The organism is Cohnella rhizosphaerae, assembly GCF_029525575.1.
GTDB classification, from domain to species: Bacteria; Bacillota; Bacilli; order Paenibacillales; family Paenibacillaceae; genus Cohnella; species Cohnella rhizosphaerae.
The window spans coordinates 2,221,692-2,233,694 of the sequence record NZ_JAPDIA010000008.1 but is presented as its reverse complement, the minus strand read 5'-3'; the positions used below and the strand labels follow the sequence as shown (position 1 = coordinate 2,233,694).

Genomic DNA, 12,003 nt, shown 5'->3' with positions numbered 1-12,003 from the left:
GGGCCGCTCCTGAGCGTTACCGGTTGTTTGTCGTGCGCTCAGGCGGTCGGGGAGAGAATGGCCTTCCGCAGATCGTACACTAGACTGCTGCAATAGACCGTCAGGGCGTGCCTTCCCTGATGGTTTTCTAATGGCGGCAACTGGATTGCCGACAGCCGAATCAGCGAGCGTAGCGCCCGGATAGGAAAAGCGCCGCGAAGCTGGGGCCATGGCTCGAATATCATGCTACAAGCGAAGGAGGTGATACGTTGGACAGGCAGACGTTCTTTGGCATACTTGGGCCGCAAGCGCAGCGGGCGAGAAAGAAGGCTCGCCGCTTTTCCCAAGCGTCAGGCTCGCGCAAAACTTGCTCGAGACCGGCGGAAAAATCGGCGAGCACTATAATCTTGGCGGCATCAAAGCCGGCGACGGACTCCCTAACCAGTGGTGGCGCGGGGAGACGTATACGACGCCGACCTGGGAATACGTGAAGGGCAAGCGCGTTCAGACGACGGCGACATGGCGCTCTTATGACAGCGTGTACGCCTTTTACAAGGATCAGGATCAATGGCTCGGGAGCGCCCGCTATGCCCGCGTTCGCGCAGCCAAGACGGCTGAAGAGCAAGCGGAAGCGCTGCAGCTCAGCGGATACGCGACCGATCCGGCCTACAGCAACAAGCTTAGGCAACTGATCAATACGTATAGTCTGACGAAATATGACGAGATCGAAGGGGGAGGACGAACCGATGACGAAGGAGGAGCGGGAACAATTCGAAAGGCTTCGGCAACAGGTGGAAGCGCAGGTTGCGCAAATTCAAGCGCTCGCCGCCCGGCTGGCCGCAACCGAAAGCTTACAAACGATCCCCGAGCCGCCTGCATGGGCCGCCGCGGCCGTGCAAGCTGCCGTGGAAGCCAAGCTGATCGACACGCCGCTCGGCGGTAGTTACGACTTTTATCGGCTCCTGACCGTGCTGCATCGAAAAAAAGATCGTTTAATTGTATGTTCCACGGATTCGGATTCAAATTCGGCTATTGTCTTCCACCCTCGGAACGGCTTCTAAAATCGGCTTGCGCTTCCGACCTTCGGAATGGCTTCGAAAACCGGCTTGCGCTTCTGACCTTCGAAATGGCTTCGAAAATCGCCTGCGTGTCCGACCTTCGTTATGGCTTCGAGCCTTCGACTTGGCTTCGGTTTCGAGCCTTCGAACTTAGGCTTCGACTTTCGACCTTCTGCCCTCGGACCGACGCTCCTGCCGGCATAATTCGGCCCGCGTTCAACCATCCTAACGACAGGAAACCTAGACGGGACCTTCGGAGGGATGGTTAAGCATGCGTAATCGAATCTTGGCGAAGGCAGCTTGCGCGGGCATAGTCGCTTCCGCGCTGCTGACAAGCGCCGGATGCACGGACAACCCCGGCGATACGGCCGACCTGAGCCAGAGATACGCGCCGGTAAGGGTGAAGTCGGCGGAACAGACGAAAACAGATGAGATGTCCGAGAGCAGCGTCATCAAGCTGCGCAGCATCCATCGGACCGGCTACGTATCGCTGTCCGACGTGGCGAAGGCGGCGGGATATACGGGAAAGTGGCTGGCGGACGGGAGCTACGGTCTGGGCGATCACGATCCGAGGTGGACGTTCCGGACCGGCGATAGCACGGTGCATGCCGGCGGAAAGCAGACCAAGCTGCCGGCGCCGGCAGTAAAGGAAGCGGGCGGCTTGTACATTCCTGCCGCCGGTTTGCCTGCGTTGTTCGGAAACGAGCTCGCGATGCGAACCAACGGGGACAGCATCTCCCTGCTCCCAAGAGCCTTCGGCCAAGACGCGGGCCACGGCGGCATGCCCTTCGCCGACGCGGCGCCGGGCGGTGCGGGCCGCGGGAAGCTCCGGATCGCATCCGCGTCCAGCGACGCAGCCGATATTATTGCGCACGGGCAGAAGTTTCTTGGCGTAAAGTACGACTTTGGAACGGGCGACTACAGGCAGACGGGGAAGTTCGACTGCTCCTCGTTCGTTCAATTCCTGTTCGCCGATAAAGGCATTCAGCTGCCGCGCGTCGCGAGAGATCAGGCCGAACGAGGAACCTCCGTCTCGCGAAGCGAACTGCAGCCTGGCGATTTGATGTTTTTTTTACGTACCCGGCCGCTTTAAGACGGACAAGACGGTGGGCCATGTCGGCATCTACATGGGCGACCGCAAGATGCTCCATTCGAGTCCGGCGCCGGAGGACGGGGTGCAGATTACGGATATCGACAAAGCGTACTGGCAGGATACGTTCCTGTTCGCCAAGCGGCTGCTCTCAGGCAGCCTGTGGAGATGCATGAAGAAGCCCCGGCCGATACGGCCGGGGCTATCCGCATTCAAGTCGCATTCAAGTCGAGATCCGGTCGATCTCGAGCTCGCGCTCCACGGAGAGGTCGATGAACGCATCGTCGACGTGGACGAGCGGACGGAACGGATCGGTCGGATGCGTCATGATGATCGTCCCCCATCGTCCGTCGGACAGCTGCGCGCGTTTGCCGATGAAGTTCGGGATCATCCGGCTGATGAACGTCAGCGTCATCTCCGCATCGAGCTCGTCGAAGCTGAGCCGGTACAGCTCCTTCAGCACGCAGAGCAAATCCCGCTTCGCCTGATAGGCGCGGTCCGAGCTCATGGCGCTGTAAATGTCCGCGATCGCGATCACTCTGGACATCGGCATGATCGCTTCGTCCAGCAGCCGTTCGGGATACCCCGAGCCGTCGCGCCGCTCGTGGTGCTGAAGCGCGGCCAAGGCGATGCCGTCGTCCGAAAAGGAATCGGTCAAGATCCGATAGCTGTGCGACGGATGCTTTTTGATCTCCTCGAACTCGGCATCGCTCAGGCGCCCGCTCTTCTTCAGGATCTCATCGGGAATGCGGCTCTTGCCGATATCGTGCAAAAATCCCGCCATGCCGGCCCGAATCTGGTCTTCGACGCTCCAATCCAGCCAATTGGCCATATAGAAGCTGAGCATGCCGACCTGAACCGAGTGCTGGTACGTGTATTCGTCCTGCGTGTGCATGCTCAGCATGAGCGATACGACGTCCCGTTCCTCCTGGAAATGCTGGACGAGCGGCTGAAAGCTCTCCTTGGCGTCCGCTTCGGAAACTTTGCCTTCCGCGATCGCCTGCTTGAACAGCAGCTCGCAGCCCGCGACGGCATCTTCGAACTTGTGATGGAGCTCGGGCGGGAACAGATCGGCGGCGGTCTCGGAGGCTTCGAACGAAGGGGGAGACGCGCTGCTCGATATCGACGTAGTCGATCCGGTGCTGGTAAAGGCGGGACAGATCATGCTCGTTCAAGATCGCGCCGCTGGACAGCACATGCAGGCCGTAAGCGTTAAAAATATCTTGCGAGATCTGATCGCCAGCCTGCAAATCGGTAATGTGAATTCGCATCGCGCACCTCGCCGGTATGGTCTTCTGCGGCATCAACGTCGGATAACCGCTTTCAAACCATATGTTACCAAAGTCTAACGGTCGCTTGCAATTGATTTTTGTCGAAAGGAGTAGGACTACTCGCCGAGCAGCTCTGCGTACAGGCGTCTCGCGCGGACGGGATCGTCGGTGCCCGACACGAGCGCGCGGCCGTCGGGGAAGAGCGCGAAGGCGATGCCGTCTTCCCGCCGGAGCCGAAGCAAGTAGTCGCGCAGCTCGATGCGTCCGAGCGGCGCCCACCTGGAAGCGAGCAGCGGCAGATCGAGCGAAGCATCGGAACCCGCCGGAGATACCTGGACCGTCTGCCGGCCGCAGAGCGAAGCGGTCAGCGGCTCCGCCGCGTCGCCGTCCAGCCATTCGTGCCGGCGATCGTCGCCGCATACGGGGCAGTCGGCCCTGCGCGCGCCGGCGATATCGAGCTGCTGCCAGCCGGTATGCCACAGGTCCGTCTGCAGCAGCGCGCCGTGCAGCGCGTCTTCGCGGCCGCCGAGCAGCTTGATCGCTTCCATCGATTGAACGGAAGCGACGAGATCGACGATAGGCCCGAGCACGCCGGCCGTCTCGCAGGTGTCGAGCGCGCCGCCGCGCGGCGGCTGCGGGAAGATGCAGCGCAGGCAAGGGCCGCCCGAGCCCGGACGGATCGTCATCGTCATGCCGGAGGCGCCGACGGCCGCGCCGTAGATCCAGGGCTTGCCGTGCTTCGCGCTCCATTCGTTGAGCAGGTACCTCACGCCGAAGCTGTCCGTGCCGTCGACGACGAGGTCGGCATCCGCGAGCAGCGTCTCGACGTTGCCAGCGTTCAGATCGACCGCATACGGCTTGCAGGCGACGCCGCCGTTGATCGCGGACAGCCTCCGCGCGGCCGCGACGGCCTTCGGGATCCCTTCGGCGGCATCCGATTCGTCGTAGAGCAGCTGCCGCTGCAGATTGGTCGGCTCTACGACGTCGCGGTCGATCAGAATGAGGCGTCCGATGCCGGCGCGGGCCAGATGATTGGCCGAGACGCAGCCGAGCGCGCCAACCCCGACGATCGCGGCCGTAGCGGCCGACAGGCGCGCCTGGCCTTCGGGGCCGAACGGAGCGAAGCGGACCTGGCGCCCATAGCGGTCAGCGCCGCCCGCATGCGCCCCGGTCATGGCGCCTCGTCCGCCGGCGGCGCCAGCGGATTCCATGGCCCGGTCTGATGCCCCTTCCACTCCGACCCGTCCGCGTACACTTCGCGCTTCCAGATGGGCACCGTCTGCTTCAGCCGTTCGATCGCATAGCGGCTCGCCTCGTACGCCGGCGCGCGGTGCGGGGAGGAGACGGCGATGAGCACGCTCGTCTCGCCGATGCCGACCGTCCCGACGCGGTGGTGGATCGCGCACAGCGTGCCCGGCCATCGTTCGCCGATCTCGTCGCCGATCCGCCGGAGCGCCGCCAGCGCCATCGGCTCGTACGCCTCGTAGTCGAGCGTGACCGTGCGCTGCCCGCCCGTCAGCCCACGCGTCGTCCCCGCGAACAGGAGCGCCGCGCCGTGGTCGGGACGATGCACGAGCGAGAGCACATGCTCCGCCGACAGCGCCGATGCCGATATGGCGTAAGGCTCGGCGCTCGAAGCGACGGCTTCGTTGCCCGCGTCCAGCCCGGAGCCGCCGGACACCGGCGGCAGCAGCGCGAGCTCGTCGCCGTACCCGATCTCGGCCTCGTCCGGCGAGAACGACTGGTTGCGGGCGACGAAGGAGACCTCGATCAGGTCGGCTTGCGCCGGATAAGCGGCAGCGAGCCTGCGCTTCAGTTCGCCGGCGGCGAGCCGTTCCTCTGCGAATTCGGTCTCGAGCAGACGCGTGCCCAGACGCTCCGCAAGTCCCGCGAATAAATATATTTTCCATTTGTAAACCGTCATGAATTTGCCCTGCCTTCCATACGTTTCACAAGGGGGGGTGCCTTGTCCAAGCATACCATAATGCCCTTGAAAATGTTATGCTATAACCATGTCAGTTAGTGTAACAGGACGATGATTCACGCTTGCCGGAGGAGGCCCGCGCCATGACGGAACTGAAGGACCGATACGACCGCAAACATACGTACCTGCGCATCTCCGTCACGGACCGCTGCAATTTGCGCTGCTTGTACTGCATGCCCGAGGAGGGCATGACGTTCATGGACCAGGAAAGCCTGCTCACCTACGATCAGATCGCCGAGGTGGTGGATACCGCAGCGGGATTCGGCATATCCAAGCTTCGGATCACCGGAGGCGAGCCGCTCGTCCGTCCGGGTATCGCGGGTTTGATCGCGAAGCTGAAGTCGATCCGTGGCATCGAAGAGATCTCGCTCACGACGAACGGACTGCTGCTCGGACCGCAAGCCGCGGCGCTGAAGCTCGCCGGGCTCGACCGCGTCAATATCAGCCTGGACACGCTGGACAGCGCCCGTTTTCGCTTCATCGCGCGCAGGGGAAGGCTGGACAAGGTATTGGAAGGCATCGAAGCCGCGGCCGAGGCGGGCCTCGGGCCGATCAAGCTCAACTGCGTGCTGCTCAAAGGCGTGAACGAGGACGAGATCGGTCGCTTCCTTCGTCTCAGCGCCGAGAAGCCGCTTCACGTCCGCTTCATTGAATATATGCCGATCGGGCACGACGACGCGGGCTGGCGCGACCATTACCTGCCGCTGACGCGCATCGCCGAGGAGGCCGACCGCCTCGGACTGTCTTATGAGCCCCTGCCGGAAGGGCCGGCGGGCAACGGACCGTCGGAGAACTACAGGATCGTCGGCGGCGCCGGCTCCTTCGGGCTGATCCATCCGGTCAGCAATCACTTTTGCGCCAGTTGCAACCGGCTCCGCTTGACCGCGGAGGGCGACCTCAAGCCTTGCCTGTACTGGGTGGACGAGCTAAGCGTCCGGCCGGCGCTCGGCTCGCCGGAGGCGATGCGCGAGCTGTTCATGAAGGCGATGCGCATCAAGCCGGAAAACCATGAGATGGCGGCGCTGCTCGCCGGAGACGCCCAGTCGCATGTGCCGACGGGGCGCAGGATGTCTCAAATCGGGGGGGTAGGAGGCGAATAGTGGTGCATAGCGGCAAGCTGATCCTGCTTCATACGAACGATATCCACAGTCACTTCGAGGAGGCCGCCAGGGCGGCCGATTATATAAAGGAAGTTCGCCGGTCCGTGCCCGCGGACCGGCTCCTGCTCGTCGACTGCGGCGACCATCTGGACCGCGTGCGGATCGAGACGGAAGGGACCGACGCTGCCGTGAACCGGGAGCTGCTGACGCGGCTCGGCTACGACGCGGTGACGTTCGGCAACAACGAAGGGTTGACCTACACGCCGGAACAGCTGGACCGGTTATATGGAAACGCTTCGTTTCCGATCGTCTGCGCGAATTTGAGGCTGGCCGCTACGGGGCGGCCTCCCGCCTGGATGCGCCGCACGCTGACGCTTCAAAAGGCGGGGCTGACCGTCGGGATCTTCGGGCTTACGGTGCAGTTCCACGAATTTTACGAGCTGCTCGGCTGGGAAGCGACCGACCCGCTGGAAGAAGCGGCGGCTTGCGTCGCCGAGCTGCGGTCCGCCTGCGACGTCGTACTGGCGATCTCCCATCTGGGACTTCGCCAGGACGAACGGCTGGCGGCGGCCGTGCCCGGCATCGACGTCATCGTCGGCGCCCATACGCACCATCTGCTGGAGGTGCCGCTCCGGATCGGGGGCGCGGTCGTCTGCGCGGCCGGGAAGTTCGGCCGCTACGTCGGCACGGTCGAGATCGGGCGCGGACCGGACGGACGAGGCCTGGACATTGAAGGCCGCACCGTTCCGACCGAAGGCCGGCGGCCGGATCCCGAGACGGCGGATATCGTCGCCGCCGCGCTGCGGATGGCAAAAGCGACGATGGCGGAGCCCGTCGCGGAGCTGGCCGTCCCGCTGGCGGGAGAAGCCGCCGCCGAGAGTCCGCTCGGCACGCTGCTGGCCGGCGCGCTGCGCCGCAAGACCGGCGCCGAGATCGGGCTGACCAACGCAGGGCAGCTGCTGGACGGGCTCGCGGCCGGGCCGGTGACGCGCGAGCGGCTCCATGCCGTCTGTCCTTCCCCGATCAACCCGTGCCTGATCGAGCTGACCGGCGCGCAGCTCAGGCAGGCGTTCGAGGAGAGCCTGCTGCCGGAGTTCATCGGGCTGGAGTTTCACGGCTTCGGCTTCAGAGGCAAGGTGCTCGGCCGCTTGTGCACGGACGGCGCCGAGGTGGTGTTCGATCCCGCCGCGCCGCCTTACGGTCGCTTGGTTGGCGTCCTGGTCAACGGCGAGACGCTCGACGATGACCGCGTCTATACCGTCGGCACGCTGGATATGTTTACGTTCGGCATCGGATACGTCGGCTTGAAGCAGGGCCGCGTCGTTCGGTATTATCTGCCGGAGTTTATCCGCGACCTGCTCGCCGAGGCGCTGGGCGACGAGCGCGCCGTGTACGATTGCGTCCGGCCCCGCTGGCGGGAGGACGCGGCATCGGCGGCTCTTTAAGCGTCGCACGCACCCGCGCCCGTCGCTTTGAAGACAAAAAACGTCCGCCGAATCGTCGTTCACGACGAATTATGCGGACGTTTTTCTGTGGGATCGTTAGGGGTTTTGACGAATGCTGTCGACTTTTAGGAAGGAATATCTTGTCAATGGGCGTCAAATCTCTTACATTATCATAAGAGGATTCCGATGATATAGCCAGAGCCTTTTCTGCGGACGCGTACCGCCAAGGGGGGAGATAAAGGAATATGCGCTTGATGCCAGTGACAGCTTGCCTCCCCGGTATGAGGCTTGGTAAAAAAGATTTTCTCCGAAGATGGCGTCGTGCTGCTGGCTGAAGGCGTCGAACTGACCCAGGGACTGTTGAATCGCCTGAGCAGTATGGGCATTCATTATATTTATATTCAGGACCCGAAGACCGAGGGCATCGAGATTCCGGAGCTCATCAGCGAGGAGACGCAGCGTCGAGCGCTGCTGACGGTCAAGAACGTATTTCGCGAAATGGCGGACGGCTCCCGGCGGGGGGATATATCCCTACGTCGGCAAAGCCGTGCGCGATACGATGTCGACGATCCTCGACGATCTGTACAGCAATCGGGATGCCATGATCATGCTGTTGAACCTGCAAAGCGTGGATCACTATCTGTACATTCATTCGCTCAACGTCTGCGTGTACACGTCGCTGCTCGGCATCGCCCGCGGCTACAGCAGGGACGAGCTGATGACGCTCGGGCTCGGCTCGCTGCTGCACGACGTGGGCAAGTCGCGGATACCGCTGGACGTGCTGCTTAAGCCGGGCGCGCTGTCCAAGCAAGAATTCGAAGAGATGAAGCGCCATACCGAGCGCGGCTACCAGCTCTTGAAGGACGAGCCCAACCTGCCGCTTATCGTCGCGCACTGCGCGTTCCAGCACCACGAACGCCTGGACGGCTCCGGCTACCCGCGCGGCATTCGCGGGAGCGAGATTCACGATTATGCCAAGTGGATCGGCATCGTCGACTCGTACGACGCGATGACGAGCCACCGTATTTATCGCAACGCCATGCTGCCGCATCAGGCGGTCGAGCTGCTGTACGCGGGCAGCGAGACGTTGTACGATACCGAGATGCTGCGATTGTTCCGCGACAAGGTCGCCATCTACCCCGTCGGCATGACCGTGGAGCTGTCGAGCGGACAGAGCGGCGTCATCGTGGACGTGAACACGCTGACGATGCACCGGCCGATCGTGCGGATCCTGACCAACGAGGGCGGCGAAGAGCTGAAGACGCCCTACGACATGGACTTGTCCAAGCACCTGTCGATCATGATCTCGCGCGTCGTCACGAACGGTCCCGCGTTAGCCGAAGCATAGCGCGCATTCGAGCCCTTGGAGCGGCATGTCTCCGAGGGCTTTCGTTTGCGTTAGCCGGCGTTTACCCGGTACAATAGCATTACATTCGACAAGACAGGGAGTATGACCGATGATTGGCTCCGCCCAAGCCGGGACGGGCGCCCCTTTCGCGCCGCCGGCCGATCTCGCGCCGCTGTCGCCTGCGTACGATCCGTGGGATCCGATCCGTTCGCTGCAGGCGTACGGCAAGCACGCGCTCACGAGCGTTGAATTTACCGTCACTCATTTATGCAATATGCGATGCGAGCATTGCGCCGTCGGCGACAGCCTGACGATGGCCGAAGCCGAAGCGCTGCCGATCGAGCTCATGCTCCGCAGGCTCGACGAGGTCGAGCATCTGGAGACGATCAGCCTTACCGGCGGCGAGCCGACGTTCAGCATGAACACCGTCAACCGCGTGCTGATCCCGCTGCTCAAGTACGCGCGGTCGCGCGGCATCCGCACGCAGCTCAATTCGAACGTCACGCTGGATTACGGCCGGTACGAACTGATCGCGCCGCATCTGGACGTCATGCATATTTCCTTCAATTATACGGAGGCCGAGGATTTCCACCGCATCGGGTTCGCGCGCACCGGGCGGGAGGTCGGAGCGGTCGCCGCGGGACGCATGTACGAACGCATGATGGACAACGCCAGGCGGCTGGCCGACGGCGGTCTGTTCGTCTCGGCGGAGTCGATGATCAACTACCGGACGCACGGCAAAATGAAAGAAATCCATCGTCTCGTCGGCGAGATGGGCTGCAGCAGGCACGAGGTGCATCCGATGTACCCGAGCTCCTTCGCCTCCGGGCTGCCCGTCATCACCAAGCGGCAGATGCTCGAGGCCGTCGAGGAGCTGCTCGACGCGCGGCGCCGCGACATGTGGATGCTGTTCGGCACGCTGCCCTTTTACGCCTGCGGCGACGATCCGCTCGAGCGCCGTCTGCTGGGCAGGCTGGCCGCCGAACCGAACGTTACCGTCCGCAACGATCCGGACGGCCGCAACCGCGTCAACGTCAACCTGTTCAGCGGCGACGTATACGTGACCGATTTCGCGGCCGTCCCGCCGTTCGGCAACGTCAAGACCGAACGCCTGGACGACGTGTTCGATCGCTGGCAGGCGCATCCGATGCAGCGCGGCCTCAATTGCCACTGCCCGGCCGCGGGCTGCTGCGGTCCCAATCTTCTCGTGACCGACATGTACTACAAGGACGTCGACTTTACCCGTCGCAGCGCGATCGTTTGACGCGCGGCAGGCGGACGCGAGCGCGGTCCTTAAGCCGCCGCGCCGTACGAAAGGAAGCTGAAGCTGCTTGAACACGGAATTGTTGTGGGGCTCGATCGCCTGGCACGCCGTCCTCGTTCTCTTTCTCGTACTGCTGAACGGATTTTTCGTGGCCGCCGAATTCGCGCTCGTCAAAGTGCGCCAGTCGCGGCTTACGCAGTTAACGAACGAGGGCAACGTCAGGGCGAAGTACGCGCTCAAGGTCAATCGCAAGCTCGACGTCTATTTATCGGCCACGCAGCTCGGCATCACGCTTGCGTCGCTTGGACTCGGCTGGACGGGCGAGCCTGCCATCGCGGATTTGATCGTCATTCCGCTGCTCCACCAATACGGCGTGACGAACGAGACGACGATCCATACGATCTCCTACATCATCGCGTTCAGCGCGATTACCTTCCTCCATATCGTCCTGGGGGGAGCTCGCGCCGAAGTCGCTCGCGATCCAGAAGTCGGAGGGCGTGTCGCTCTGGCTGTCGCTTCCGCTGCTGCTTTTCTACAGACTGTTCCTGCCGGTCATCTGGCTTCTGAACAACGCGGCGAACCTGCTGCTGCGCATGATCGGCGTCAGGCCGGCCAGCGAGCACGACGCGGCGCATACCGAAGAAGAGATACGCATCCTCATGAACGAGAGCGCCAAGAGCGGCATTATCGACAAGGAAGAGATGACGCTGTTCGACAACGTGTTCGAGTTTTCGGATCGGGTGGCCAGGGAGGTCATGCTGCCGCGAACCGACATGGACTGCATGTTCGTCAACCTGCCGTTCGACGAGAACATGAAGCTCGCTTACCGCGTCAAGCATACCCGTTATCCGGTCGGCGTCGAGGACAAGGACCAGATCATCGGGTTCGTGCACATCACGGACGTGCTGACGGCAGATCCGGACGAGGTGCAGGATCTGCGCACCTTTTTGAGACCGATCTTAAGCGTGCCGGAGTCGATGGAGATCAGTCGCGTGCTCAAGCTCATGCAGCGCCACAAGTCGCAGCTGGCGATCGTCATCGACGAATACGGCGGCACGGCGGGCATGCTGACGGCCGAGATGATCCTCGAGGAGATCGTCGGCGAGCTGCAGGACGAGTTCGACGACGAGCCGCCGGCCGTCGAGCTGCAAGGCGACGTCTACTCGGTCGACGGCCGCATGCTGATCGAGGAGGTCGACGACCTGCTGGGCGTCGAGATCGAGGAGGAAGAGGTCGATTCGATCGGCGGCTGGCTGTTCAAGAGCCTGGACGGCAACGTCGCGGAAGGAAGCAAGATCATCGAGCAAGGCTATGTATTCGAGATCGCCGAAGTGGAACGTCTAAGAGTCCAGCGCGTACATATCTATCGTTATAAACAACCGGATGCGGACGATCGTACGGACCCGCCTTCCGGCTTGTAGACGATGCATACCGGCTTCGCCCTCATGGCGGCCGATCCTCGAA

9 protein-coding genes and 1 pseudogene are annotated in these 12,003 nt (G+C 62.7%); 7 read left to right on the top strand and 3 right to left on the bottom strand.

Annotation, left to right across the window (positions count from 1 at the left end):
• Window positions 1-346: 346 nt before the first annotated feature.
• Both OMP40_RS34085 and OMP40_RS34080 read left to right on the top strand, forming a co-directional pair.
• Window positions 347-922 (top strand): glycoside hydrolase family 73 protein, encoded by a 576-nt coding sequence (locus tag OMP40_RS34085; RefSeq protein WP_277537921.1) that lies wholly within the window; start codon window positions 347-349, stop codon window positions 920-922.
• Between the two features lie 386 nt (window positions 923-1,308).
• Entirely contained in the window at window positions 1,309-2,130 is an 822-nt protein-coding gene (locus tag OMP40_RS34080) for a C40 family peptidase (protein WP_277537920.1), read from the top strand.
• A 220-nt stretch (window positions 2,131-2,350) separates the two neighbouring features.
• On the opposite strand, the gene OMP40_RS34075 is transcribed toward OMP40_RS34080, so the two are convergent.
• From OMP40_RS34075 to OMP40_RS34065, 3 genes are all read right to left on the bottom strand, one after another.
• Window positions 2,351-3,292, bottom strand: a complete 942-nt coding sequence (locus tag OMP40_RS34075) for an HD-GYP domain-containing protein (RefSeq protein WP_277537918.1) — start codon at window positions 3,290-3,292, stop codon at window positions 2,351-2,353.
• A 222-nt stretch (window positions 3,293-3,514) separates the two neighbouring features.
• Complete coding sequence (locus OMP40_RS34070; RefSeq protein WP_277538204.1) at window positions 3,515-4,573, bottom strand: ThiF family adenylyltransferase; 1,059 nt, start codon at window positions 4,571-4,573, stop codon at window positions 3,515-3,517.
• On the bottom strand, window positions 4,570-5,322 hold the full coding sequence (locus OMP40_RS34065) for a molybdenum cofactor biosynthesis protein (protein ID WP_277537917.1): 753 nt from the start codon (window positions 5,320-5,322) through the stop codon (window positions 4,570-4,572). Before OMP40_RS34065 ends, OMP40_RS34070 begins: the two co-directional genes overlap by 4 nt.
• A gap of 143 nt (window positions 5,323-5,465) precedes the next feature.
• Here OMP40_RS34065 and moaA point away from each other — a divergent pair, with 143 nt between their 5' ends.
• From moaA to OMP40_RS34040, 5 genes and pseudogenes are all read left to right on the top strand, one after another.
• Window positions 5,466-6,482, top strand: a complete 1,017-nt coding sequence (gene moaA / locus OMP40_RS34060) for a GTP 3',8-cyclase MoaA (RefSeq protein ID WP_277537915.1) — start codon at window positions 5,466-5,468, stop codon at window positions 6,480-6,482.
• A 2-nt stretch (window positions 6,483-6,484) separates the two neighbouring features.
• A complete protein-coding gene (locus OMP40_RS34055; protein WP_277537913.1) occupies window positions 6,485-7,927 on the top strand; it encodes a bifunctional metallophosphatase/5'-nucleotidase in 1,443 nt (480 codons plus the stop codon).
• A 547-nt stretch (window positions 7,928-8,474) separates the two neighbouring features.
• Window positions 8,475-9,275 carry an HD-GYP domain-containing protein gene (locus OMP40_RS34050; RefSeq protein WP_338131317.1) on the top strand — a complete coding sequence of 267 codons (801 nt, stop codon included), beginning with the start codon at window positions 8,475-8,477 and terminating at the stop codon, window positions 9,273-9,275.
• Between the two features lie 109 nt (window positions 9,276-9,384).
• Window positions 9,385-10,539 carry a radical SAM/CxCxxxxC motif protein YfkAB gene (gene yfkAB, locus OMP40_RS34045; RefSeq protein ID WP_277537911.1) on the top strand — a complete coding sequence of 385 codons (1,155 nt, stop codon included), beginning with the start codon at window positions 9,385-9,387 and terminating at the stop codon, window positions 10,537-10,539.
• Window positions 10,540-10,606: 67 nt separating this feature from the next.
• A pseudogene (locus OMP40_RS34040) lies at window positions 10,607-11,960 on the top strand (hemolysin family protein).
• Window positions 11,961-12,003: the final 43 nt, after the last annotated feature.

Bases quoted from the DNA above. Each gene is read 5' to 3' on its own strand.
- moaA (WP_277537915.1), top strand. From the start codon at position 5,466: ATGACGGAACTGAAGGACCGATACGACCGCAAACATACGTACCTGCGC.
- OMP40_RS34075 (WP_277537918.1), bottom strand. From the start codon at position 3,292: ATGATCTGTCCCGCCTTTACCAGCACCGGATCGACTACGTCGATATCG.
- OMP40_RS34070 (WP_277538204.1), bottom strand. From the start codon at position 4,573: ATGACCGGGGCGCATGCGGGCGGCGCTGACCGCTATGGGCGCCAGGTC.
- OMP40_RS34065 (WP_277537917.1), bottom strand. From the start codon at position 5,322: ATGACGGTTTACAAATGGAAAATATATTTATTCGCGGGACTTGCGGAG.
- yfkAB (WP_277537911.1), top strand. From the start codon at position 9,385: ATGATTGGCTCCGCCCAAGCCGGGACGGGCGCCCCTTTCGCGCCGCCG.
- OMP40_RS34080 (WP_277537920.1), top strand. From the start codon at position 1,309: ATGCGTAATCGAATCTTGGCGAAGGCAGCTTGCGCGGGCATAGTCGCT.